Source organism: Pseudomonas sp. P2S-1 (genome assembly GCF_057197725.1).
On sequence record NZ_CM170068.1, the window covers coordinates 468,028 to 492,980 of the forward strand.

The window sequence follows — 24,953 nt, forward strand, 5'->3', positions numbered from 1 at the left end:
CACAGATCTCAAGATTTGTGCTGACCCTGTGGGAGCTGGCTTGCCAGCGATGAGGCCGGTCCAGGCGACCTCAATTCTTGCTATCAAGCACCCGCTGGTACCGCGACAGACTCTCTTCCAGGTGCTTGCGCAACGCCGTCCGTGCCCCGTTCACATCACCCATGGTGATCGCCGAAAGGATCGCACCATGCTCGCGGCCGATCTTCTTGATATGGGTCTGGCGGTTCTTGCCCGTCACCTGGCCATGCTTGAGGTTGAGGTCAAGGATGATGTCCGGCCCCAGGGCTTCGAGCAGTTGGGTGAAGTGCGGGTTGTTGGTGGCCCGGGCAATCGCCAGGTGGAATTCGAAGTCGGCCTTGGCTTCTTCTTCCAGGCTCGCCCCGTCCAGCGCATTGAAGCGGTCGAAGGCTTCGGTGATCTGCGCCATGCTGGTCGGGCTGCGGCGCTCGGCAGCACGGGCCACCGATTCGGTCTCGATGCCCAGGCGCAATTCGAGGATGTGCGCCGCTGCGCGTACATCATCGACCACGCTGTCGATGGCGAAGCCGATGCGCTTCACATCCTGCTCGACCACGAACACCCCCACCCCCTGGCGGGCAATGAGGCGGCCGCCGAGGCGCAGCGAGGCCACGGCCTCGCGGATCACCGGGCGGCTGACCCCGAATTCCTTGCACAGCTCCTGCTCGGACGGCAGCTTGTCGCCGGGCCGGTAGGTGCCATTGTCGATCCGCCCGGACAGCTCCTGGATCACGGTTTCCGCCAGATTGGCGCGGCGCGTGCCTAACGACGCATTCATCGAATTGCTCCTGAAACTGATTTGGCTCATCACGGTTGATTCTCCGCCAGGTCATGCGCAGCCCGTAAGCCCCATGCGGTCGGGATCCGTAGCCAACCAGCGGTGATTATGTAGCCATATGTTATCAAACATCTGACCAGGCAGGTGGCGGGCCCTGATTTCCGCTTGGGTTCGCCTCCGGCGCTTGCCAGGCTTTTTACATTTTTCCCAAGCATACACCCATTGACAGTTGCCTGCTGACTGTTATCTTACAAGTGCGATGGCGTTCTGGCCAATCGCAAGCGGTAAGCGATGACGAGGTGCTCGGTCTGCTTGCGTGCACCCCATTGGCTTGCCCTGTTTCTCGCTGGTTCGTCCGACCACTACTGGGAGCTGAAAAAATGAAGAAGAATATCGGCGGGCGTACAGCCCTAGCGACCGCGGTAACGTTGTTCATGGCCATGGGGACCGCGCAGGCGGAAGTGGTCAAGATCGGTTTCGCCGGCCCCCTCACCGGGCCTTCGGCACACCAGGGGCAGGATGTCGAGCACGGCATCCAGATCGCCATCGAGGAAGCCAACCAGCAACAACTGAAGATCGGTGGCGAAGTGGCCGAGTTCAAGCTGGTCTCCGAGGACGATGTCGCCGACCCCCGCACCGGCACTGCCGTGGCCCAGCGCCTGGTGGACTCGAAGGTGGCGGTGGTGATCGGTCACTACAACTCCGGTACCAGCATTCCCGCTTCGAAGATCTATGCCGCCGCCGGCGTCCCGCAGATCTCGCCGTCCGCCACCAACCCGGCGTTGACCCAGCAGGGCATCCCTTCGGTGTTCCGCGTGGTCAACGACGACGCGACCCTCGGCCGTTACGCCGGCAACTACCTGGTCAACAAGCTCGAAGCCAAGCGCATCGCCATCTTCGATGACCGTACCGCCTACGGCCAGGGCCTGGCCGACGAGGTGACCAAGGCGGTCAAGGCGGCCGGCGGCAATGTGGTGGTACGCGAGTACACCAACGACAAGTCCACCGACTTCAACGCCATCCTCACCACGGCCAAGGCACAGAAGGCCGATGCAGTGTTCTTCGCCGCCCTCGACTACCAGGCTGCACCCATGGCCAAGCAGATGAAGAACCTCGGCCTGAAGGCGCGCTTCATGAACATCGGCAACCTGCCCAACGAACAGTTCAAGCAGATGGCCGGCAGCGCTGCCGACGGCGTCTACGCCTGGAACTACGGCACGCCGCTGCTGGACATGCCCAAGGGCGCGGCTTTCGAGCAGAAGCTCAAGGACAAGTTCGGCGTCGGTGTGGTGCAGTCCTCGCCGGCGGCCTACGACGCCACCTGGGCGGCGATCAACGCCATGGTCAAGGCCGGTTCCGCCGATCCCAAGACCTACCTGCCGGTGCTCAAGAGCGAGAGCTACGAAGGCGTCACCGGGACCATCGCCTTCGACGACAAGGGCAACCTGAAAAGCCCGGCCGCCACCGTGTTCCAGTTCGCCGACGGCGGCTGGAAAACCCTGTCGGTCGAGCGCGACTGAGCTTTGTCCCAATAACAAGCGGGCCCGCGAGGCCCGCCGCATAACAAGAAGATTTTTTCCCACCTGCCAGGCCAGTCGCGCGTGCGGTCACTCCACCGCCGTGGCGACCTCAATGCAGTTTCGAGGATTCAGCTCGTGGACGGTACTTTCGATATTTTGTTGCAACAGGTCCTCAACGGCCTGGTGCTGGGCAGCATCTACGCCCTGGTCGCGCTGGGCTACACCATGGTCTACGGGATCATCGGCCTGATCAACTTCGCCCATGGCGAAGTGGTGATGGTTGGCGCCATGGTCACCATTTCGGTTCTCTCCATGCTGGCGGGCGCAGGCTTTGCGCCGGGCATCGTCACCTTGCTCCTGGCGATCATGGCCGCGGCGGTGGTGTGCATGCTGCTGGCCCAGGGCATGGAGAAATACGCCTACCGGCCGCTGCGCAAGGCGCCGCGCCTGACCCCGCTGATCCTCGCCATCGGTATTTCCATCGCCTTGCAGAACCTGGCGATGATGATCTGGGGGCGCGGCTACAAGACCTTCCCGGAAGTGATCGAAACCCAGCCGGTGGACATCTTCGGCGCCACCCTGACCAACGTGCAGGTGTCGATCATGATCATCTCCGTGGTGATCATGCTCGGCCTCTGGCTGCTGGTGGACAAGACCCGCCTTGGCAAGGCCATGCGCGCCACCGCGCAGAACCAGGAAGTGGCCGGGCTGATGGGCATCAATATCAACCGGGTGATTTCCGCGACCTTCCTGATCGGCGCCAGCCTTGGCGCGATCGCCGGGGTGATGCGCGCCATCAACTACGGCCAGGCCGACGCCTACATGGGCCTGCTGCTGGGCCTGAAAGCCTTCTCCGCGGCGGTGCTCGGCGGTATCGGCAACCTCTTCGGGGCCATGGCCGGCGGCCTGTTGCTGGGGCTGATCGAGTCGCTGGCGGCGGGGTATGCCGGGCAGTTCACCGGCGGTTTCCTCGGTGCCAACTACCAGGACATCTTCGCCTTCGCCGTGCTGATCCTGGTCCTGCTGTTCCGCCCCAATGGCCTGCTTGGCGAACGCCAGGCCGACCGCGCCTGAGGTGGCCGTGATGAAAAACCACAAGACCCAATACCTGTTGCTGATCCTCGGTTTCATCGCCTTGCCGTTCCTGGTCGACGCCATCCCCATGCTCGGCCCGACCTGGGTGCGCATCCTCGGCTTCGCCATGCTCTACGTGCTCCTGGCCCTGGGCCTGAACATCGTGATCGGCTACGCCGGCCTGCTGGACATGGGCTATATCGGCTTCTACGCCATCGGCGCCTACCTGTACGCCTTGCTCGCCTCGCCGCACCTGAACATGGCCGGGCTGACCGGTAGCGTGCTGGACTGGCCGCTGTGGGTGATCATCCCCGTGGCGGCCGTGGCCGCAGCCATCTGCGGGGTGCTGATCGGCGCCCCGGTGCTCAAGCTGCGTGGTGACTACCTGGCCATTGTCACCCTGGGCTTCGGCGAGATCATCCGCATCTTCATGAACAATCTCGACCAGCCGCTGAACCTCACCAACGGTCCCCAGGGCATCAGCAACATCGCCCCGCTGCATATGGATTTCGGTGCCTGGAGCCACGCACCGGGGCAGGGCGCGGCGCCGGTGCTGTCGCTGCAGGAAAGCTGGAGCCTGTTCGGCCTGAACGTGTCGCCGGTGATCAGCTACTACCTGTTCTTCCTGTTCATCGTGATTCTCTGCATCGTCCTTTCCAAGCGCCTCGAAGTCTCGCGCATCGGCCGCGCCTGGATGGCCCTGCGCGAGGATGAAGTGGCGGCCGAGGCCATGGGCCTGAACAAGCGCAACCTCAAGCTGCTGGCCTTCGCCATGGGCGCCACCTTCGGCGGGGTGTCCGGGGTGCTGTTCTCCAGCTACCAGGGCTTCGTCAGCCCCGAGTCCTTCACCCTGATGGAATCGATCATGGTCCTGGCCATGGTGGTGCTCGGTGGCATGGGTTCGATTCGTGGCGTGGTCCTGGGGGCGCTGATCCTGTCGGTGATGCCCGAGCTGTTCCGCGACCTGGTCAACTGGATCCAGCCCTGGGTAATGGACAACGTCACCTTCGTCAGCCGCGACATCCTGCGCAACGTGCTGGATGCCTCGACCCTGCGCATGCTGGTGTTCGGCTTTGCCCTGATCCTGGTCATGCGTTTCCGTCCCGAAGGCCTGTGGCCGTCCGATCGCCGTCGCGCCGAGCTGCATGACGCCGACCCCGAGCCCGCCCCCGTACCGGCGGCATTGAGCTCGGCAGTGCATGCGCCGGCCAGCGAGGCTTCCTTCGAATACCCGGCCAAAGAGGCGGACAAGGCATGAGCGATATCCTTCTCGAACTGCATCAGGTCAGCAAGTTCTTCGGCGGCCTGCAGGCCCTGCATGGCATCGACCTGAACATCCGCCGCGGCGAGATCCGCGGCCTGCTCGGCCCCAACGGCGCCGGCAAGACCACCCTGTTCAACGTGCTCACCGGGCTGTACCAGGCCGAGCAGGGGCGGGTGATGTTCGACGGCAAGCCGCTGCGCATCAGCAAGCCGGACAAGGTGGTGGAAGCCGGCATCTCGCGGACCTTCCAGAACATCCGCCTGTTCCACAACATGACGGCCCTGGAGAACGTGATGATCGGCCGCCATGTGCGTACCCGCAGCGGTGTGTTCGGCGCCATCCTGCGTACCGCCGCCTGCGTGCGCGAGGAGCGCGAGATCCGCCAGGCTGCGCGCCATTGGCTGGACTACGTCGGCATCGCCCACCTCGGCAGCGAACTGGCGAAAAACCTCTCCTACGGCGACCAGCGCCGCCTGGAAATCGCCCGCGCCCTGGCCACCGAACCCAAGCTGATCGCCCTCGACGAGCCCGCCGCCGGCATGAACGCTTCGGAGACCGAAGGCCTGCGCAAGCTGATGTGCAAGATGCAGGCGGACGGCAAGACGGTGCTGCTGATCGAGCACGACGTGAAGCTGGTCATGGGCCTGTGCGACCACGTCACCGTGCTGGAATTCGGTCGCAAGATCGCCGACGGCCTGCCGGCCGACGTGCAGAAGGATCCCAAGGTCATCGAGGCGTACCTCGGTGCGGAGGTAGAGGCATGAAGAACATTCTCGAAGTCAGCGACCTCAAGGTCGCCTACGGTGCGATCCAGGCGATCAAGGGCATCGACCTCAAGGTCCGCGAAGGCGAGATGGTCGCCCTGATCGGCGCCAACGGTGCTGGCAAGACCACCACGCTGAAGACCCTTGGCGGCCTGCTCACTCCGAGTGCCGGGCAGATCACCTTCGACGGCAAGGCCCATTCGGCGATCAAGGCCTATGACCTGATCCGCGAGGGCCTGGCCCTGGTGCCGGAAGGGCGGGGCATCTTCCCCAAGCTGACCGTGCACGAGAACCTGGAAATGGGCGCCTTTTCCCGGCGCGACGGCAAGGACGCGATCAACGCCGATATCGAGCGCATGTACGGCATTTTCCCGCGTCTCAAGGAACGCGCCTTCCAGCTGGCCGGGACCATGTCCGGCGGCGAGCAGCAGATGCTGGCGATCTCTCGCGCGTTGATGGGCCGGCCCAAGCTGCTGTTGCTGGACGAGCCGTCCATGGGCCTGGCGCCGATCATCGTGCAGAAGATCTTCGAAACCATCCGCGAGGTGGTCAAGGGCGGCGTGACCCTGCTGCTGGTGGAGCAGAACGCGCGCCTGGCGCTGCAGACTTGCGACCGCGCCTATGTGATCGATTCCGGGCGCATTGCCCTGGCGGGTGATTGCCACGAACTGCTGCATGACCAGCAGGTGCAGAAGGCCTATCTCGGCGAATGACCGGGCTGTTTTTGAATGGAGAGGAAAAGCTGTGAGCCAGATTGAACGCTACGGATTCGATACCCGGGTCCACCATGGGGTAAAGCACAACGGCGTGGTCTACCTGACCGGCCAGGTCGGCACGCCGGGAACCTCCGCCGCCGACCAGGCCCGCGAGGTGCTGGGCAAGATCGATGAGCTGCTGGCCCAGGCCGGCACTGACAAGCGCCGCATCCTCAACGTCCAGCTGTGGCTGGACGATCTGCGCGACTTCGACGAGGTCAACCAGGTCTGGGATGCCTGGGTCGACACGGCGCACGCCCCGGCCCGTTCCACTGGCCAGGTGCGCATGACCAGGCCCGGCATGCTGGTGGAAATCATCGTTACCGCCGCGGCCTGAGGGACGGTATTGGCTTTATCTCGCCGTCGTCCGCGCGACGGCGAAGTGCATCGAAGGTTTCAGATGACGTCGCAATCACAAGAAAAACACGGCTCCCTGCAACATGGCCTGACCTCCCGTCAGGTCTCCATGATTTCCATTGCCGGCATCATCGGTGCCGGCCTGTTCATTGGTTCATCCAATGCCATCGCCTCGGCCGGCCCGGCGATTCTCATCTCCTACGCCATGACCGGCCTGCTGGTGTTGCTGGTGATGCGCATGCTCGGCGAAATGGCCGTGGCCAACCCCGACAGCGGCTCGTTCTCCACCTATGCCGGGCAGGCCATCGGGCCCTGGGCTGGTTTTACCATCGGCTGGCTGTACTGGTGGTTCTGGGTGCTGATCATCCCGGTCGAGGCTATCGCTGGCGCGGACATCCTGCACGCCTGGTTCCCGGCCGTGCCGTCCTGGTTGTTCGCCTTCCTGATCATGGGCGTGCTGGCCTGCAGCAACCTGGTCAGCGTGAAGAACTTCGGCGAGTTCGAATTCTGGTTCGCCCTGGTCAAGGTGCTGGCGATCATCGCCTTTATCGTGGTCGGTGGCATGGCGGTGTCTGGTTTCTGGCCACTGGCGCAGGTTTCCGGGGTCAGCCAGCTGTGGGCCAATGGCGGTTTCATGCCCAATGGTTTCGGCACGGTGCTGGGCGGGGTGCTGATCACCATCTTCTCGTTCTTCGGTGCCGAGATCGTCACCATTGCCGCCGATGAAATCTCCAATCCCCAGGATAAGATCCGTCGTGCCACCAACCTGGTGGTGTACCGCATCGCGATCTTCTACCTGGCGTCGATCTTCCTGGTGGTGTCGCTGGTGGCCTGGAATGACCCGGGGCTCAAGGCGGTGGGGTCTTTCCAACGGGTGCTGGAGGTGCTGAATGTGCCGGGGGCCAAGCTGATCGTCGACCTGGTGGTGCTGGTGGCGGTGACCAGTTGCATGAACTCGGGGCTGTATACCGCGTCGCGCATGTTGCATTCGCTGGGTGCCCGGGGCGAGGCGCTGCCGATTGTCCGGCGGGTCTCGCGCAATGGCGTGCCGGTGGTGGCGGTGTTGTTGTCGACCCTGGCCGGGTTTGGCGGCTGTGTCGTGAACTATGTGTTTCCGGGCAAGGTGTTCAGCTTCCTGCTCTCGACCACCGGGTCGATTGCCTTGCTGGTGTACCTGGTGATCGCCGTGTCCCAGCTGCGCATGCGGGCGCGAGCCGAGCGGGCAGGGACGCCACTGGCGTTTCGCATGTGGCTGTTCCCTTGGCTGACCTGGCTGGTGATCGCGGCGATCCTCACGGTGCTGGGCTATATGCTGGTCAGCGATGCCTATCGCTACGAGGCGCTGATGACGGCGGGGGTGACCCTGTTCATCCTGCTGGTGTGCTTTACCCGGCAGCGGGTGCCGGGGTTGGCGGCTGCTGTGGATTGAGGGTGCTGCTGATGGCCTCATCGGAGGTGATCGAGGGGCGCCTGGCCAGGGCGCTGGATGAAGGCTGGGATATCGATGTCGTTTTGGGGCAGGCGGGGCGATAGCGTTCAACGCTGGGTCAGGCGAATGATCTGCCTCGCACAGAACGCCCCGGTCAGGATCACCCCGAACAGCCGCAAGGTTTGCATCGCCAGGACCAGGCCGACATCGGCATGGGTTTCCACCGCGATGATCGCCATGGCATCCAGCCCGCCGGGGCTGGTGGCCAGGTACATGGACAGGAAGTCCGTGCCGGCGATGCGTGCCAGTACCCAGGCGCAGCCGGCGCACAGCAGGATCAGCACCAGTGCCCCGGCGATCATCGTCGGCAGGCGTTTCCAGACATAGCCCATGGTCTGGCGGTCGAAGCGCAGGCCGATGTAGCAACCGATGGCGCCGTAGGCGAAGGCCAGCAGCCATTCCGGCATGTCGATGACCAGCACGCCGCTCAGTTGCAACACACCACCGAGCAGCAACGGCACCAGCAAGGCGCCCGCCGGCAGCCGGTTGCCCAGCGCGATCCCCAGCAGGACCACCCCCAGGCTCAGGGCCATGTTGCCCAGGTCCGGCGCCGCCACCAGTGGCGCGGCGCTGGCGGCCAGGCCATCACCGATGGACGCCCCGAGGGCATGGCTGACCAGCGAACCCACCATCACCACGCACACCACCCGCACATACTGCATGGTCGCCACGACCCGCGAATCGGCGCCGTATTCCTCGGCCATCGAGACCATCGCCGAAGCCGCGCCGGGGGCCGTGCCCCAGGCTGCCGTGCTGCCGGGGATGCCACCAAAGCGCACGGTGCCCAGGCCCACCAGGGCACTCAACACCACGGTAACCAGGGTGGCGAACAGCATCAGCGGCCAGGCCTGGGCCAGTGACACCAGGACGGCCCAGGTCACCGAATGGGCCACCAGCAAGCCGACGCAACCCTGGCCGAAGCGGAATACCTGGCGATGCAGGCTGAGGTTGGCGCCGCTGACACCGAAGACGATGGCCACCAGCATCGGGCCGAGGAACAGGCCGGCGGGAACCGACAGGGCGTGGAGGATCTGGCCCGCGCTGCCGGCGCTCAGGATCAGCATCAGCCAGCGGGGAAGGGAGGTGTGGAGGCGGTGTTTCGGGGTGGGGTCAGGCAAGGTCGAGAGTCTCCTGCGGGGGGGGGCAATGACCGGCGGGCCAGTGGCCGTCGGCGGAGAAATTATCGACTTGGCGAATCATCAAGTCTATTTTCTACTTTCGATCAATCGATAACTGAAATTCATCAATCATGGACCTTCGCGACCTCAAGTACTTCGCAACCATCGCCGAACTGGGCCATCTCGGGCGGGCGGCGGAAAAGCTCAACCGTAGCCAGCCGGCCCTGAGCAAAAGCATCCAGCGCCTTGAAGAGTCCTTGGGCGCACGCCTGTTCAAGCGCGATGGCCGGCGCATCAAGCTGACCGATGTCGGTGAACTGCTGTTGGCCCGTGGTCGGCAACTGCAGATGAGCATCGCCGAGACCGAGCGCGAGATCCGCGACTTCGCCGGTGGCCTGACCGGCACGATTCGCCTGGGGTGTGCGGCGAGCATGGCGGAGTACCTGTTGCCCCAGCTCACCGCTGCGCTGCTGGAGCGGGCGCCGGATCTGCTGCTGAAGCTGTCGATCGCCCAGGACGACGTACTCAGGGAGTCGCTGCGCTCCGATCGGCTGGATGTGATCATCTGCCCGCTGGTTGCGGATGAAGAGCACTTCGTCAGCTATCCGGTACTCGAGGATGAAATGGTGGTGGTAGCCAGCGCCGAACATCCGCTGTTCGACGGGCCGGTGGCGATGAAGGACCTGTGCCAGTACCGCTGGGTGCTCGGTGCGCCAACGGTCAGTGCCAGGCGCTGGATCGACAATGCCTTCATCGAACACCAGTTGCCGGTCCCGGTGGTGCAGGTGGAGACCAATACCATCTCCATGCTGCCGCGGCTGATCGCCCAGACCCGGCTGCTGAGTTTCGTCGCACGGGAAATACTTGAACATGGGCAGGGGATGTCGCGCCTGAGGGAAGTGCCGCTGGCGCAGACCACCATGCTGCGTTCCATCGGGATTTCGCTGCCGGCGGGGCGTTATATCCCGCCGGCGGCGAATGCACTGGTCGAATTGCTGAGGGAGAACGGGCGCAGGTTTTTCCGCGAGGTGTGACGGGCTCAGGCGTCCTGCAAGGTCGCCATATCGATCACGAACCGATACTTCACATCCCCCTTGATCATCCGCTCATAGGCTTCATTGATATTGCGGATATCCAGCATCTCGATGTCGCAACGGATGTCGTGGGCCGCGCAGAAATCCAGGACCTCCTGGGTCTCGGCAATCCCGCCGATCAGCGACCCGGCGATGACCCGGCGCTTGAGCACCAGGTGCGCCGCATCGATGGCCGGTTCGATCGGCTCGATCAGCCCGACCAGGATATGCACGCCATTGAACTTGAGGGTTTGCAGGTACGGGTTGAGGTCGTGCTGCACCGGGATGGTGTCCAGCAGGAAATCGAAGTGGTCCGCCGCGGCGGCCATCTGCTCGGGGTCGGTGGACACGATCACATGGTCGGCACCCTGGCTGCGCGCTTCGGCAGCCTTGGCGGCGGAGCGGGTGAACAGGGTGACTTCGGCGCCCAGGGCCTTGGCCAGCTTGATGCCCATATGGCCGAGGCCGCCCATGCCGAGGATGCCGACCTTGTGGCCCGGGCCGACGCCGTGGTGGCGCAGTGGCGAGTACGTGGTGATGCCCGCACAGAGGATCGGCGCCGCGCTGGCCAGGTCCATGCCGTCGGGAATGCGCACGACGAAGGCTTCACTGACCACGATGCGGTTGGAGTAGCCGCCCAGGGTGTAGCTGCCGTCGACCCGGTCCGGGGTGGTGTAGGTCATGGTCGGGCCTTCCAGGCAGTACTGCTCCAGGTCGGCATGACAGGCTTCGCAGGTGCGGCAGGAGTCGACCATGCAGCCCACCCCGACCAGGTCGCCGGCCTGGTATTTGCTGACATTGCTGCCGACCGCACTGACCCGGCCGATGATCTCGTGGCCCGGCATCAGCGGGTACACGGCGATGCCCCATTCGTTGCGTGCCTGGTGGATATCGGAGTGGCACACGCCGCAGTAGAGGATCTCGATGACCACGTCGTCGGCCCGCGGGGCGCGGCGTTCGAAGTGCATCGGGGTGAGCGGGGCGGTGGAGGATTGGGCAGCGTAGCCAATGGCTTTGTACATGGTGGGACACTCTCATTTTGCGACTTGCGAGGGCGGCGCACTTTACGCGCGGCGGCCGCGCCTGCCGATGAGCATTCCTCCGTTTGTCGTGCCTATTCCTCCAGGGCTGCTCATTTACCGGTGAAATCTGGGATCATGGCCGGCCTGTCCACTGTAGCGATTCAGCATGTCCGCCTCGATAGCCGCGCCCGGCCTTGAACACCTCTGCAACCTGATCCGTCCCCTGGCCACCCGACCCGGGTTCGTCGAGACCCGCCTGCCCGAGGTGGAGGTGCTGTCGTGGTCCGGCTATGTGGCCAGCAGCCCGCAGATCTACGAGCCCAGCCTGATGATCCTGGCCCAGGGCAGCAAGCTGGCGCGGCTTGGCGAACGCACCCTGGACTATGGCGCCGGGCAGTACCTGGTGCAGGCGCTGTCGGTGCCGTTCATGTGCGAAACCTTCGCCAGCGAGGCGGAGCCGTTGTATGGGGTTTCGGTGGCGCTGGATCCGCTGGTGTTGAGTGAAATGGTCCAGAGCATGGATCCGCTGGCGGCTGGCCTGGCTCGGGCGCAGACCCCGGAATCCATGAGTTCGGCGCCGCTGGACGAGCCGATGGCGGAGGCGGTGCTGCGCCTGCTGCAATGCCTGCAACGGGACGAGGATGCCCGGGTGATGGGCGCGGCGCGGATGCGCGAGGTGTATTTCGCGGCGCTCAACGGGCCGCAGGCCGGGGCCTTGCGGGCGTTGGTGGAGCAGCAGGGGCATTTTGCGCGGATCGGTGCGTCACTGGCGTTTCTGCGGGATCACTATGACCAGCCGTTGAGCATCGATGATCTGGCGGGGCGGGCGAATATGAGTGCGTCGGCGTTTCATGAGCATTTCAAGCGCACCACCTTGCTGTCGCCGATCCAGTATCTGAAGCGCCTGCGCTTGTTGAAGGCGCAGCAGATGCTGATCGGCGAAGGGCTGGGGGTGGCGCAGGTGGCGCATCGGGTGGGGTATCAGAGCAGTTCGCAGTTCAGTCGCGAGTACAAGCGGCAGTTTGCGCGCAATCCTGGGGAGGAGGTGGCCAGTAGGTGATGGGGTGTTGCTGATGGCCTCATCGCTGGCAAGCCAGCTCCCACAGGTATTGCAGTGCTCTCAGGAGCGGCGCAGTCCTTGAGGTGGCTTCATTCCACAGGTATTGCAGTGCTCTCAAGGGCGGCGCGGACCCTGTGGGAGCTGGCTTGCCAGCGATGCGCCGCGCAAGCGGCGCCCGATTGATCAGTCGCCGAACGGCCCCGCCTGGGTAAACGCCCCGCCTTGCAACCCGGCACCCGGATCGTTCGCCGCCGGCTGCATCTTCCCGCGAAACCGCTCCGAGCTGTCCTTCGGCTCGAACCCCAGGTGCGCCGCATGACGGTTGTCCCACCACAGCTCACGGTTGGCCGATACCCCGTAGACCACCGTATGCCCCACACCCTCCGCCAGCAGCGCCCGCTCCACCAGGTGCGCCAGGTCGGCATAGCTCAGCCAGGTCGAGAGCATGCGCAGGTTGCGCGGCTCGGGGAATGACGAGCCGATCCGCAAGCTCACGGTCTCGATGCCATAGCGATGGAAATAGAAGGTCGCCAGGTCCTCGCCATAGGACTTCGACAGCCCGTAATAGCAGTCCGGCCTGCGCGGCGAGTGGGCGTCGACGGTCTCGTCCTGCGGATAGAAACCGGTGACATGGTTCGAACTGGCGAAGATCACCCGCTTGATCCCCTGTTTGCGCGCCGCCTCGTAGATATGGAAGGTGCCGCGGATATTCGCGTCGAGAATCTCCTCGAACGCCCGCTCGGTAGAAATTCCGCCCAGGTGCACGATGGCATCGACACCCTCGGCCAGGGCCAGGACCCCGGCCTTGTCGGCGAGGTCGCAGGGCAGCACTTCTTCATGGGCGCCGGCAGCCGGCGCCATTTCGCTGATATCGGAAACACGAACGATGGCGGTATGGGCCCGCAGGGCCTCGCGCAGGATCTGCCCGAGGCCGCCGGCGGCGCCGGTGAGCAGCAGGCGGTGGAAGGGTTTGCTGGTGGTCATGAGAGTGGCCTTTGCTTCGGTGGAAAACAGGACCGGGCAGCCAGGAGGGCTGCCCGGAGGAGGGCGCTACATGAAGTTGTACTGGATCCCAAGGCGCCAGCGAGCCTGGCGGTCGTCGGTGGTGGAGCTGACCTTGATGTCACCCACTTCCATGAACGGCGCCCATTGCTTGTTGAGCTTGTACTTGATGATCAGGTTCTGCTCGTAGTCGCTCTTCTTGTTGTCGTAGCGGATGTAGTCGGTACTGAAGTGGATGTACTGGTATTCGAAGGCCCACGGGCCTTTCGGGGTGTAGCCAAGCCAGCCTTCCAGACGGGTCGTGTTCTGGTTGTCCTTGGCGCGGTCGTCCTTGCTGCGGTCGATCTGGTCGCGATCGAGGCTGCGGGCGTCCTGGCGTACGCGGGTAGCGACGTACCAGGTATCGGAGATCTTGTAGCTGTACTTCAGGCCGAACTTGTAGGTGGTCGAGTCCTTGGAACTGTCCATCTGGAACGCCGGCGTCAGCGTCGACCGGGGACTCAACTTGTAGTTGTAGTCCACCGTGAATTCATGGCCGTTGTTGACCATGTTGTCGTAGGCGACGTCTTCGCGATCGCCCGCTGTCTTGTATTTGATCTCGGCGGCGAAGCCCAGGCCGCTGTCCATCCGGTAGTTCATCTTGATCCGGTCCGAATGGATGCTGTCGTCTTCGGTGAAACCGTGGCGGTAGTTGATGCTGGCCGAGTCCGCGAAGGCGTGCAGGGACAGGCCGAGTGTGGCGACGGCCACAAGGCTGTGCAGTGTGATGTTCATGCGATCTTCTTTTGTTTTTGTTGTTGAGGTCGGTATGAGGCAGGGGTCGGTAAAGGTGCTGTGGATGGGTGGCTCCGTGGCGGCAGGTGCAAAACAAGTTATCGGACAACTCTTGGGTTGTCTACGATTTCTTGAGATGTTGTCTGACGACAAATTTTGATGGCTCTATTTCGGGCGTTTCGCCTGTATGAGTTGGAGTTTATGGAGGTTTTCAGGTGCTGAATTGGGTGGTTAAGGGTCGTTGATAAAGATTTCAAAGGGGTGCTTTTCAAAAGTTGTATGATGACGTAGGATCCTGTCCAGAGCGTGACTCTCCCGCCGCCAAACCTAAATAAAAAGGCTCAGACGTCCATGATCATCACTGCTGTAAACGTGCAGATTTTTTCCTACCCCACCCGCCGCGCCGTCGACAGCGCCGGTCATGCCCACCCCGGTGACGTGACCCAGGCGAAGATGGCCCTGCTGCGCATCACCACCGAATGCGGCAACGAAGGCTACGCCCTGGGCGCCCCCGAACTGATCCGCCCTTATGTGCTCGACGGCTTCGTGCGCAAGGTGCTGGTCGGGGCCAATGCCTTCGACCGCGAGAAGATCTGGCACGACCTCGCCCACTGGCAGCGCGGCAGCGCCAGCCAGCTCACCGACCGCGCCCTGGCCCTGGTGGAACAGGCGCTGTGGGACTGGGCCGGACGCAAGCTGAACCTGCCGGTGCACAAGCTGGTCGGCGCCTACCGCGACAAGGTCCCGGCCTATGGCTCGACCATGTGCGGCGACGAACTCCCCGGTGGCCTGTCCACCCCTGAAGAGTACGGCCGCTTCGCCGAGACCCTGGTCAAGCGCGGCTACAAGGCGATCAAGCTGCACACCTGGATGCCGCCGGTGTCCTTCGCCCCTAGTGTGCCGATGGACATCAAGGCCTGCGCCGCCGTGCGCGAGGCGGTCGGCCCGGATATCGCCCTGATGATCGACGGCTACCACTGGTACAGCCGCACCGACGCCCTGACCATCGGCCGCGCCCTGGAGAAGCTCGACTTCGCCTGGTTCGAAGAGCCGATGATGGAAGATTCGGCCGAGTCCTATGCCTGGCTCGCCGGCCAGCTGGACATCCCGATCCTCGGCCCGGAAAGCCTCGGTGGCAAACACCTGAGCCGGGCCAGCTGGGTCAAGAACGATGTCTGTGACATCCTGCGTGCCGGTGTCGCCGGGGTCGGCGGTATCGCCCCGTGCCTGAAGGTGGCGCACATGGCGGAGTCGTTCGGCATGGACTGCGAGATCCACGGCAACGGCGCGGCCAACCTGGCGGTGGTCGGCGCGATCAAGAACTGCACCTGGTACGAGCGCGGCCTGCTGCACCCGTTCCTCGACTACGACGAGGTGCCGGCCTACCTCAAGCGCCTGGTCGACCCGATGGATGCCGACGGCTTCGTCCACCTCTCCGACCTGCCGGGCCTGGGCGAGGACATCGATTTCAACTACGTAGAGACCAACACGCTGCACAGCTACTGATTCGTGCCTGGCGGCGCGCGCCCGGCGCGTGCCGTCCGAGAGTCCAATAACTACAAGAAAGGCAATCTCACATGAGCGTTCTCCCGAAACTCCGCGCGGGGGCGTTGGCTACGCTGCTGGCCCTGAGCGCCACGCCCCTGGCTTTCGCCAAGACCCCGGCCGACCAGCTGATCGTCGGCATGAGCATGATCAACCTGCTGTCCCTCGACCCGGCCGCTGCCACCGGGCTGGACGTGTCGGAGGTCAATGCCAACCTCTACGACATGCTCCTGGTCCAGGACGCCCGCCAGCCGGACCAACTGGTCCCGGCCCTGGCCGAAAGCTGGCAGGTCAGCGACGACCGCAAGACCCTGACCTTCAAGCTGCGCGAGGGCGTCAAGTTCCACTCCGGCAACACCCTGACTGCCGAGGACGTCGCCTGGTCGTTGCAACGGGTGCTCAAGCTCAACCTGGCCCTGGCCTCGACCTGGAAGGCCTACGGTTTCACCGCTGGCAACGTCGCCACGCAGATGCGCGCCGTCGACCCGCAGACCTTCGTCATCGAGCTGCCGCGGCCGACCGACCCGCTGCTGGTGCTCAACACCCTCGCCACCTCCCCCAGCGCTTTCATCCTCGACCGCAAGGTGGTGCAGCAGCACCAGAAGGGCGACGACATGGGCGGCGCCTGGCTGACCACCCACGCGGCCGGCAGCGGCCCGTTCGTGCTCAAGGACTGGCGCGCCAACGATGTGATCCTGATGAACCGCTTCGACGGCTACTGGGGCGGCCCGGCCAAGCTCAAGCGCATCGTCATGCGCAACATGACCGAGTCGCAGTCGCTGCGCCTGATGGTCGAGCGCGGTGACCTCGACCTGGCCAAGGGCATGTCGGCGCCGGACATCGAAGCGCTGGAGAAATCCGACCAGGTCCGTACCCAGACCGTGCAGCGCGGCACCCTCTACTACGTCGCCCTCAGCGTGAAGAACAAACCCTACGACGACGCCCGGGTACGCAAGGCCGTGCGCTCGCTGATCGACTACCAGGGCCTGAACCAGACGGTGATGCCGCACTACGGCCAACTGAACCAGCGTCCATTGCCCCTGGGCCTGGCCGCGCGCCTGGACGATCCGGGCTACACCCTGAATGTCGCCGAGGCGAAGAAACTGCTGGCCGAGGCCGGCTACCCCGAAGGCTTCAAGACCACCATTCGCGTGCTCACCGAGCCGCCCTTCATCAATATCGCCTCCAGCCTGCAGGCGACCCTGGCCCAGGCCGGGATCCAGGCGACCATCATCACCGGCACCGGCAACCAGATCTACGGTGCCATGCGCGAGCGCAGCTTCGACATTCTGGTCGGTCGTGGCGGCGGCGGGGCCGAGCGCCATCCGCATTCCAGCCTGCGCACCCTGGTGTACAACCCGGACAACCGCGACGAAGCCAAGCTGAGCAACTTCCAGGGCTGGCGCACCTCGTTCTACAGCCCGGAGCTCAACACCCTGATCGAGCAGGCCGAAGTCGAAGCGGACCCGGCGAAGCAACTGGCCCAGTACCAGCAGATCCAGACCACCCTGGACCAGCAGGTCGGGGCGATCCTGCCGGTGTCGCAGATGACCGACACCGTGGTGCTCTATCACGACGTCCAGGACTACCAGGGCCATAGCGCCGCCACCACCCGTTACAAGGACGTGTACAAGGCCCGCTGAGGCCTGGTGCAGCGTTCTTCAGGAGCCCGTTATGTTCGCTTCCTCTGCCTCCCTGCTGGGCGCCCGCGCGTCCGGCACCGCGCGCCGGGCCGGTACGGTCCTGGTGACCCTGCTCGGTCTGCTGGCGCTGACCTTCTTCATCGGCCGGGTCATGCCCCTCGACCCGGTGCTGGCCGTGGTCGGCCCGGACGCCGACAGCTCCACCTACGACCAGGTGTACCGGGCCATGGGCCTGGACAAGCCGATCTGGACCCAGTTCGGCCTGTACCTCAACGACCTGCTCCACGGTGATTTCGGCAACGCCCTGCTCACCGGCCACCCGGTGCTGGAGGACATCAAGCGGGTGTTCCCGGCGACCATCGAGCTGGCCACCCTGGCGATCCTCTTCGGCGTGCTGATCGGCCTGCCGCTGGGCGTGGTCGCGGCCAGCAACCAGGGCAAGGTCGGTGACCATGTGGCCCGGGTCATCACCCTGTTCGGCTACTCCACGCCGATCTTCTGGGTCGGCATGATGGGCCTGCTGGTGTTCTACGCCTGGCTCGGCTGGGCCGGCGGGGCAGGGCGCATCGACCTGGCCTACGACGGCATGGTCGAGGAAGTCACCGGCCTGCTGCTGGTGGACACCGCCATCGCCCGCGACTGGGACGCCTTCGCCAGCGCGCTCAAGCATATCGTCCTGCCGGGGCTGATCCTCGGCCTGAACTCGGTGGCCTATATCAGCCGCATGACCCGCAGCTTCATGCTCGAACAGCTGTCCCAGGAATACATCATCACCGCCCGGGTCAAGGGCCTGTCGCGGCGCCAGGTGGTCTGGGGGCATGCCTTCCGCAACATCCTCGTGCAGCTGCTGACGGTGGTGGCCCTGGCCTATGGCTCGCTGCTCGAAGGCGCTGTGCTGATCGAGACGGTGTTCGCCTGGCCCGGTTTCGGCCAGTACCTGACCAGCAGCCTGATGCTCGGCGACATGAACGCGGTGATGGGCTGCGTGCTGGTGATCGGCCTGATCTTCGTCGCCCTCAACCTGATCAGCGACGCCCTGTACAAGGTGTTCGACCCAAGGACCCGCTGAAGCCCCCGTGGCCACCCGGCATAACTACAAAAAGAAGGATGCCCCATGAAGACTGTATTTCCCGCCTTGCTCGGCGCCGTGCTGGCGTTGGGCCCGATGGCCGCGGTGCAGGCCAAGACCCCGGCCGACCAGTTGATCGTCGGCATGAGCCTGGTCAACCTGTTCTCCATCGACCCGGCCAACGCCCCGGGCCTGGATGCCTCCGGGATCAACGCCAACCTCTATGACACCCTGGTCAAGCGCGACCAGGGCAACCCGGAAAAGCACCTGCCGCAACTGGCCGAGCGCTGGGAGGTGAGCGAGGACGGCAAGTCGATCACCTTCCACCTGCGCGATGACGTCAAGTTCCACTCCGGCAACCCGCTGACCGCCGAGGACCTGGCCTGGTCGCTGTACCGGGTGATGAAGCTCAACTTCGGCCTGGCCACCACCTGGAAGGCCTACGGCTACAACGTCGAGAATATCCAGGCGCTGATCCGTGCCAGCGATGCCCACACCCTGGTAGTCGAGCTGCCGCAGCCCACCGATCCGCTGCTGGTGATCGACTCCCTGGCCACCTCGCCAAGCGCGGTGGTGGTGGACCGTGTGGAAGTGCTCAAGCACGAGAAGAACGGCGACCTCGGCGGCGCCTGGCTGGTCACCAACGAAGCCGGCAGCGGCCCCTTCACCCTGAGCAAATGGAGCGCCAACGACGCCCTGGTGATGACCCGTTTCGACGGCTACTGGGGCGGCCCGGCGAAGATGAAGCGGGTGCTGCTGCGGCATATGACCGAGTCGCAGTCGCTGCGCCTGATGCTCGAGCGCGGCGACCTCGACCTGGCCTACGGCATGGCCGCGCCGGATATCAAGGCTATCGAAAGCTCGGACAAATTGCAGGTGCAGTCCCTGCAACGCGGCACCATGTACTACGTGGCGATGAGCATGAAGCAGCCGCAGTTCGCCAACCAGAAGGTCCGCGAGGCGGTGCGCAACCTGATCGACTACCAGGGCCTGGACCAGCAGGTCATGCCGCACTACGGCAAGCTCAACCAGCAGCCGATGCAACTGGGCCTGGAGGCGCGCCTGCCGGATCCGGGCTACAAGCTGGACGTGCCGAAAGCCAAGGCGCTGCTGGCCGAGGCGGGCTATCCGGACGGTTTCACTACCACCATCCGCACCCTGTCCGAGCCGCCCTTCATCGATATCGCCGCGCGGATGCAGGCGACCCTGGCCGAAGGCGGGATCAAGGCCACCATCGTCCCCGGCACCGGCAACCAGGTGTACGGCGCCATGCGTGCGCGCAACTTCGAGATGATCGTCGCTCGCGGCGCCGAGCGTTATCCGCACCCGTATTTCAGCCTGCGCACCTTCGTCTACAACCCGGACAACAGCGATGCTGCCGGCCTGCCCAACTTCCAGGGCTGGCGCGCCTCGTTCTTCGACCGCCAGCTCAACGAGCTGATCGACCGTGCCGGCGTCGAGCGCGATGCCGCCAAGCGCCTGGCCCTCTACCACGAGGCGCAGACCCGCTACGACCAGGAGTCCGGGCCGATCATGATGATTTCGCAGATGACCGACACCGCGGTCAGCGCGGTGGATATCAAGGGCTTCACCGGCGACGACGCCGAGGCGACCCGTTACCTAGGCGTCTACAAGCAACGCTGAGTACCCGTCCGGGGCGACCCGGGCGGTCATCAACCGACCGCGAGAACAGGCCGATGATTGCCAACATGTCTTCCAGCGAAAGCGCCGCCAAGCGGCCAGCCGACACTACCCCGGCGTCCAGTCTCGACGCCTTCTACAAGAGCAGCCTGCGCGTGGCGCGCCACCTGCTGCGCAACCCCATGACCCTGGCGGGCTCGATCGTCGCCCTGTTGCTGGTGGTGGTCGCGGCCTTCGCGCCGTGGATCGCCACCCATGACCCGGTGGTGCAGAACCTCGCCAATGCCTTGCAGGCGCCGGGCGCCGCGCACTGGTTCGGCACCGACGAATATGGCCGGGATATCTTCAGCCGCCTGGTCTACGGCTCGCGCATCACCCTGTACATCATTGCCCTGGTGACCGTGATCGTCGGCCCGATCGGGCTGTTCATCGGCACCGTCTCCGGCTACTTCGGCGGGGTGGTGGACACGGTGTTCATGCGCATCACTGATATCTTCATCTCCTTCCCCAGCCTGGTCCTGGCCCTGGCGTTCATCGCGGCGCTCGGCCCTGGCCTGGAGCATGCGGTGGTCGCCATCGCGCTTACTTCCTGGCCGCCGATCGCCCGCCTGGCCCGGGCCGAAACCCTGTCCCTGCGCAAGGCCGACTTCGTCGTCGCCGTGGAGCTGCAGGGGGCTTCGGCGAGCCGCATCATCCTCCGGCATATCGTGCCGATGTGCCTGTCCTCGGTGATCATCCGCCTGACCATGAACATGGCCGGCATCATCCTCACCGCCGCGGCCCTGGGCTTCCTCGGCCTGGGCGCCCAGGCGCCGTTGCCGGAGTGGGGCGCGATGATCTCCACCGGGCGCCGCTACATGCTCGAGTGCTGGTGGCTGGTGGCGGTACCGGGGGCGGCGATCATGCTCGTCAGCCTGGCGTTCAACCTGCTGGGCGACGGCCTGCGGGACATCCTCGATCCGCGTAGCGAGTAACTGGAGGCTTCTATGTCGTCGCTCAAACTCACTGTCGATTCGCTCAACGTGCGCTTCGTCAACGGCAAGAAAGAGATGCACGCGGTGCGCGATGTGTCCTTCACCCTGGGCCGGGAAAAGCTGGCCATCGTCGGCGAGTCCGGCTCGGGCAAGTCCACGGTCGGGCGCAGCCTGCTCAAGCTGCACCCGGCCAGCACGCAAATCACCGCCAAGGCCCTGCGCTTTGGCGATGTCGACCTGCTCTCGGCCAGCGAAAAGGCCATGCAGCAGATCCGCGGCCAGCGCATCTCGATGATCATGCAGGACCCCAAGTACTCGCTGAACCCGGTGGTCAGGGTCGGCGACCAGATCGCCGAGGCCTACCTGGCGCACCACAAGGCCAGCCGCGCCGAGGCCCGCGAGCGGGTCCTGCTGATGCTGGAGAAGGTGCATATCCGCGACCCCAAGCGGGTCTACAACCTGTACCCCCACGAAGTCAGCGGCGGCATGGGCCAGCGCATCATGATCGCCATGATGGTCATCACCAACCCGGAGGTGATCATCGCCGACGAGCCCACCTCGGCCCTCGATGTCTCGGTGCGCCAGCAGGTGCTCAATGTGCTGGAAGAGCTGGTGGTGGAGCAGCAGATGGGGCTGATCTTCGTCAGTCACGACCTCAACCTGGTGCGCAACTACTGCGACCGGGTGCTGGTGATGTACGCGGGGCGGGTGGTCGAATCCCTTGCCGCCGCCGACCTGCACCGCGCCGAACATCCTTATACCCGCGGCCTGCTGGCGGCCCTGCCGAGCATGGACAACCGCCGTCCGCGCCTGCCGGTGCTGCAACGCGACCCGCTCTGGCTCACCTGCTGAGGAACCGACCATGTCCATGATCCAAGCCCAATCGCTGAACCTGAGCTTCGGCGTCGGCCCGGCGCTGAACCAGGTGCTGCACGACGTCAACCTGAGTGTCGAGGATGGTGAATCCTTCGGCCTGGTCGGTGAGTCCGGGTCCGGCAAGACCACCGTATTGCGCTGCCTGGCCGGGCAATACCGGCACTGGACCGGCGCGCTGAGCATTGCCGGCGTGCCCTTGCAGCACAAGATTCCCAAGGAGCACTTTCGCAAGGTGCAGATGGTCTTCCAGGACCCCTACGGCTCGCTGCACCCGCGCCACACCATCGACACCGCGCTGCGCGAGCCGCTGGTGATCCATGGCATCGGCGAGCGCGACGACCGCATCGACGACATCCTGCACAAGGTCGGGCTCAACGACAGCTTCCGCTATCGCTACCCGCACCAGTTGTCCGGTGGCCAGCGCCAGCGCGTGGCGATCGCCCGGGCGTTGATCCTGCAGCCGCGGGTGTTGCTGCTGGACGAGCCGACCTCGGCGCTGGATGTGTCGGTGCAGGCGGAAATCCTCAACCTGCTCTCGGACCTGCGCCAGCGCGAGAAGCTCACCTACCTGATGGTCACCCACGATCTCGGGGTGGTCAGCCACCTGTGCGACAAGGTCGCGGTGATGCAGCACGGGCGCATCGTCGAGCGCCTGGATTGCCAGGGGTTGAGCCAGGACCTGGCGACCCACGAGTACACCCGGATGCTGGTCCAGGCCAGCCGTGATTTCAGTGCCGAGGGGAGCCGTCCATGCCTCACTGCCTGATCGAATGCCCGACCACGCTGGCCGCGCGGGTCGGCGAGCGGGTGCTGCTGACGGCGGTGCATGACGCCATCGATGCCAGCGGGTTTTTCAAGCCCGGGGATATCAAGGTGCGGATTGCCGGCTATGGGCATTACCGCTGCGGGGCAGGGGAGGATGACTTCGTGCATGTGACCCTGTCGGTGCTGGATGGGCGCAGTGTCGAGCAACGACGCAGCCTGGCGACCGCGACCATCGCGGCGCTGGTTGCCCTGTTGCCGGAGGTGAAGACGCTGTCCATGGATGTCCGGGAGATGCAGCGGGCGGTGTTCGTCAATCGCTCCAACTATTCCTAAATCTAATGCATGTCCCTGTAGGAGCGTGGCTTGCCCGCGAAGGACCGCGCAGCGGTCCCAAATTTTCAGCGACCGCACGATTTTTGGGACCGCTAGCGCGGTCCTTCGCGGGCAAGCCACGCTCCTACCTGGACGGTGCCGTGTTTACAAGGAAGATAACAATGATGCGCCCCCTTATTGCCACGCTGGCTCTGACCGGCAGCCTGCCGCTCTGGGCCCTTGAAGCCCCACCCAAACCCCAGGTCCCGACCCTGGCCTATGACGACCGGCAGATCATCCTGGTCTGGGAAAAACCAGCCGGCCACGCCGACATCACCGACTACCACATCTACGCCAACGGCAAGCTGCTCGGCGGCGCCAACGCCAACGCCGATCAGGTCTCGCCGGCCAAACCCTGGATCGACCGCTTCTACCAGCAGGACACCCGCAAGTTCCACCACCGCATCGCCCTGCACAGCTTCACCGCGGAAAACCTGCAACCCGACCGCGAATACCGCTTCACCGTGCGTTCGGTGGGCCGGGACGGCAAGGAGTCCGCCGACAGCCCGGCGGTCGTGCAGCGCACCAGCAAGGTTCCGGCCCTGTTCGACGTCCGCCAGTATGGCGCCAAGGGTGATGGCTCTACCCTGGACACCGCCGCCATCCAGCGCGCCATCGACGCCTGCACCACCGGCTGCAAGGTCCTGCTGCCCGCCGGCACCTACAAGAGCGGCGCGCTCTACCTGAAGAGCAACATGACCCTGGAAATCGCCGAAGGCGCGACCCTGCTCGGCTCCGAGCGCCCTGAGGACTACCCGCGCGATGGCTATATCCAGTACCCGTACTCGACCACCGTGCGCCCGGCCTCGCTGATCAACGCCTTGCCCCGCGACCCGCGTGCCCACCAGGCCTTCGAGAACATCCGCATCGTCGGCAAGGGCACCATCGACGGCAACGGCTGGAAGCGCGAGGATCGCGCGGGCGAAACGCTGCCGTTCTACCTGCCCAGCGACAACACCCGCTACATGCACGATGGCGTGCTGGCCAAGGCCCAGGTGGAGCGGGCGGTGGCCGAGGGCATGAACGTCAAGGACGCCTACGGGCAGATGCGCTCGTCGCTGATCACCCTGCGCGATGTGAAGAACGTCTTCTACGGCGGCTTCACCGTGCTCAACCCGGCGTACCACGGGATCATGAACCTGGAGACCGAGAACGTGGTGCTGGCCAATACCACCCACAAGACCTACGACGCCAACAACGGCGACGGCATCGAGTTCGCCAACAGCCGCAATGCCATGGTCTTCAACAACTTCTTCGATACCGGTGACGACTGCGTCAACTTCGCTGCCGGCACCGGTGCCGAGGCGGTGAAGCAGAAGCCTCAGGATGGCGCGTGGATCTTCAACAACTACTTCCGCAAGGGCCACGGCATGGTGGTCGCCGGCAGTCACACGGGGGCCTGGATCGAGAATATCCTTGCCGAGGACAACGTCTCCGACGGTACCGATGCCGGGTTGCGCATGAAGAGCACCACCTTCATGGGCGGCGGGGCGCGCAACGTGGTGTTCCGCGATTCGGCGCTGCGCAACACGGTGAAGCAGGCGTTCATCTTCACCCTTGATTACAACGACCCCAACGCCAAGCTCGACTACCAGCGCTCGACCATTGCCGGGCAGTTCCGCGATGTGCGGGTCAGTGATGTGAGTGTGGAGAATGCCGGGATGGCGGCGATCGAGGTCAAGGGGGATAGCGCGCACGATGCCTGGCACCAGGGGTTGGTGTTCGAGCGGGTGCGCTTCAGTGGCGGGGCCAAGGTGAAGATCGACGGGCTGCGGGATTCGCGGTTCGAGGGGGTGAGGTTCAGTGAGACGATGGGGGGCAACCCCTGGAAGATCGCAACTAGCGCGGACCTGGCGTTCAGCGATGTCGAGCCAACCCCATAACGCCTGACCTCAGATGACCCTGTGGGAGCTGGCTTGCCAGCGATAAGGCCGGCTAGAGCAACGATGTTGTCTGGTCGGGCCTCATCGCTGGCAAGCCAGCTCCCACAGGTTATGTGT

The 24,953-nt window shown here is 64.6% G+C and carries 23 protein-coding genes; 18 read left to right on the plus strand and 5 right to left on the minus strand.

Features of this window, described 5'->3' with window-relative positions; all coding sequences use genetic code 11:
* Nucleotides 1–70: 70 nt before the first annotated feature.
* Nucleotides 71–796 (minus strand): FadR/GntR family transcriptional regulator, encoded by a 726-nt coding sequence (locus AC2CQI_RS02260; RefSeq protein WP_484579003.1) that lies wholly within the window; start codon nt 794–796, stop codon nt 71–73.
* A 380-nt stretch (nt 797–1,176) separates the two neighbouring features.
* Here AC2CQI_RS02260 and AC2CQI_RS02265 point away from each other — a divergent pair, with 380 nt between their 5' ends.
* The 7 genes from AC2CQI_RS02265 to AC2CQI_RS02295 all read left to right on the plus strand — a co-directional run bounded on the left by AC2CQI_RS02265 (nt 1,177) and on the right by AC2CQI_RS02295 (nt 7,959).
* The gene (locus tag AC2CQI_RS02265; protein WP_484579004.1) at nt 1,177–2,316 is read left to right on the plus strand and encodes a branched-chain amino acid ABC transporter substrate-binding protein; all 1,140 of its coding nucleotides are present in this window, start codon (nt 1,177–1,179) and stop codon (nt 2,314–2,316) included.
* 135 nt (nt 2,317–2,451) lie between these two features.
* Complete coding sequence (locus AC2CQI_RS02270) at nt 2,452–3,390, plus strand: branched-chain amino acid ABC transporter permease (protein WP_484579005.1); 939 nt, start codon at nt 2,452–2,454, stop codon at nt 3,388–3,390.
* A gap of 10 nt (nt 3,391–3,400) precedes the next feature.
* Complete coding sequence (locus AC2CQI_RS02275; RefSeq protein WP_484579006.1) at nt 3,401–4,648, plus strand: ABC transporter permease subunit; 1,248 nt, start codon at nt 3,401–3,403, stop codon at nt 4,646–4,648.
* Entirely contained in the window at nt 4,645–5,418 is a 774-nt protein-coding gene (locus AC2CQI_RS02280; RefSeq protein WP_484579007.1) for an ABC transporter ATP-binding protein, read from the plus strand. The genes AC2CQI_RS02275 and AC2CQI_RS02280 overlap by 4 nt, the downstream gene beginning before the upstream one ends.
* Complete coding sequence (locus tag AC2CQI_RS02285) at nt 5,415–6,131, plus strand: ABC transporter ATP-binding protein (protein WP_075805465.1); 717 nt, start codon at nt 5,415–5,417, stop codon at nt 6,129–6,131. The genes AC2CQI_RS02280 and AC2CQI_RS02285 overlap by 4 nt, the downstream gene beginning before the upstream one ends.
* A gap of 31 nt (nt 6,132–6,162) precedes the next feature.
* Nucleotides 6,163–6,510, plus strand: coding sequence for a RidA family protein (locus AC2CQI_RS02290; protein WP_484579008.1), 348 nt, complete (start codon nt 6,163–6,165; stop codon nt 6,508–6,510).
* 63 nt (nt 6,511–6,573) lie between these two features.
* The gene (locus AC2CQI_RS02295; RefSeq protein WP_484579009.1) at nt 6,574–7,959 is read left to right on the plus strand and encodes an amino acid permease; all 1,386 of its coding nucleotides are present in this window, start codon (nt 6,574–6,576) and stop codon (nt 7,957–7,959) included.
* 107 nt (nt 7,960–8,066) lie between these two features.
* On the opposite strand, the gene AC2CQI_RS02300 is transcribed toward AC2CQI_RS02295, so the two are convergent.
* Nucleotides 8,067–9,083, minus strand: a complete 1,017-nt coding sequence (locus AC2CQI_RS02300; RefSeq protein WP_484580572.1) for an AbrB family transcriptional regulator — start codon at nt 9,081–9,083, stop codon at nt 8,067–8,069.
* Between the two features lie 185 nt (nt 9,084–9,268).
* Between AC2CQI_RS02300 and AC2CQI_RS02305 the strand changes: the two genes are divergently transcribed.
* Nucleotides 9,269–10,171, plus strand: a complete 903-nt coding sequence (locus AC2CQI_RS02305; RefSeq protein WP_484579010.1) for a LysR family transcriptional regulator — start codon at nt 9,269–9,271, stop codon at nt 10,169–10,171.
* 5 nt (nt 10,172–10,176) lie between these two features.
* Here AC2CQI_RS02305 and AC2CQI_RS02310 read toward each other — a convergent pair whose 3' ends face one another.
* Nucleotides 10,177–11,232 carry an NAD(P)-dependent alcohol dehydrogenase gene (locus tag AC2CQI_RS02310; RefSeq protein WP_484579011.1) on the minus strand — a complete coding sequence of 352 codons (1,056 nt, stop codon included), beginning with the start codon at nt 11,230–11,232 and terminating at the stop codon, nt 10,177–10,179.
* 166 nt (nt 11,233–11,398) lie between these two features.
* On the opposite strand from AC2CQI_RS02310, the gene AC2CQI_RS02315 reads away from it, so the two are divergent.
* On the plus strand, nt 11,399–12,292 hold the full coding sequence (locus tag AC2CQI_RS02315) for an AraC family transcriptional regulator (RefSeq protein WP_484579012.1): 894 nt from the start codon (nt 11,399–11,401) through the stop codon (nt 12,290–12,292).
* Nucleotides 12,293–12,475: 183 nt separating this feature from the next.
* Here the strand turns inward: AC2CQI_RS02315 and AC2CQI_RS02320 are convergent, their stop codons facing one another.
* Together AC2CQI_RS02320 and AC2CQI_RS02325 are read right to left on the minus strand one after the other, a co-directional pair.
* Nucleotides 12,476–13,276: an NAD-dependent epimerase/dehydratase family protein gene (locus AC2CQI_RS02320; protein ID WP_484579013.1), complete on the minus strand. Its 801-nt coding sequence runs from the start codon at nt 13,274–13,276 to the stop codon at nt 12,476–12,478.
* Nucleotides 13,277–13,342: 66 nt separating this feature from the next.
* Nucleotides 13,343–14,068, minus strand: a complete 726-nt coding sequence (locus AC2CQI_RS02325) for an oligogalacturonate-specific porin KdgM family protein (protein WP_075805472.1) — start codon at nt 14,066–14,068, stop codon at nt 13,343–13,345.
* A gap of 351 nt (nt 14,069–14,419) precedes the next feature.
* On the opposite strand from AC2CQI_RS02325, the gene AC2CQI_RS02330 reads away from it, so the two are divergent.
* From AC2CQI_RS02330 to AC2CQI_RS02370, 9 genes are all read left to right on the plus strand, one after another.
* A complete protein-coding gene (locus tag AC2CQI_RS02330) occupies nt 14,420–15,574 on the plus strand; it encodes a mandelate racemase family protein (protein ID WP_484579014.1) in 1,155 nt (384 codons plus the stop codon).
* Between the two features lie 71 nt (nt 15,575–15,645).
* Nucleotides 15,646–17,256: an ABC transporter substrate-binding protein gene (locus AC2CQI_RS02335; RefSeq protein WP_484579015.1), complete on the plus strand. Its 1,611-nt coding sequence runs from the start codon at nt 15,646–15,648 to the stop codon at nt 17,254–17,256.
* Between the two features lie 31 nt (nt 17,257–17,287).
* Nucleotides 17,288–18,325, plus strand: coding sequence for an ABC transporter permease (locus AC2CQI_RS02340; RefSeq protein WP_484579016.1), 1,038 nt, complete (start codon nt 17,288–17,290; stop codon nt 18,323–18,325).
* Nucleotides 18,326–18,370: 45 nt separating this feature from the next.
* Complete coding sequence (locus AC2CQI_RS02345; RefSeq protein WP_484579017.1) at nt 18,371–19,969, plus strand: ABC transporter substrate-binding protein; 1,599 nt, start codon at nt 18,371–18,373, stop codon at nt 19,967–19,969.
* Nucleotides 19,970–20,022: 53 nt separating this feature from the next.
* Nucleotides 20,023–20,940, plus strand: a complete 918-nt coding sequence (locus tag AC2CQI_RS02350) for an ABC transporter permease (protein WP_484579018.1) — start codon at nt 20,023–20,025, stop codon at nt 20,938–20,940.
* 12 nt (nt 20,941–20,952) lie between these two features.
* A complete protein-coding gene (locus AC2CQI_RS02355; protein ID WP_484579019.1) occupies nt 20,953–21,792 on the plus strand; it encodes an ABC transporter ATP-binding protein in 840 nt (279 codons plus the stop codon).
* A 10-nt stretch (nt 21,793–21,802) separates the two neighbouring features.
* Complete coding sequence (locus tag AC2CQI_RS02360) at nt 21,803–22,582, plus strand: ABC transporter ATP-binding protein (RefSeq protein WP_075805479.1); 780 nt, start codon at nt 21,803–21,805, stop codon at nt 22,580–22,582.
* Complete coding sequence (locus tag AC2CQI_RS02365) at nt 22,567–22,914, plus strand: 5-carboxymethyl-2-hydroxymuconate Delta-isomerase (protein ID WP_484579020.1); 348 nt, start codon at nt 22,567–22,569, stop codon at nt 22,912–22,914. The genes AC2CQI_RS02360 and AC2CQI_RS02365 overlap by 16 nt, the downstream gene beginning before the upstream one ends.
* A gap of 161 nt (nt 22,915–23,075) precedes the next feature.
* Nucleotides 23,076–24,836: a glycosyl hydrolase family 28 protein gene (locus AC2CQI_RS02370; RefSeq protein WP_484579021.1), complete on the plus strand. Its 1,761-nt coding sequence runs from the start codon at nt 23,076–23,078 to the stop codon at nt 24,834–24,836.
* The last annotated feature ends 117 nt before the right edge of the window (nt 24,837–24,953 follow it).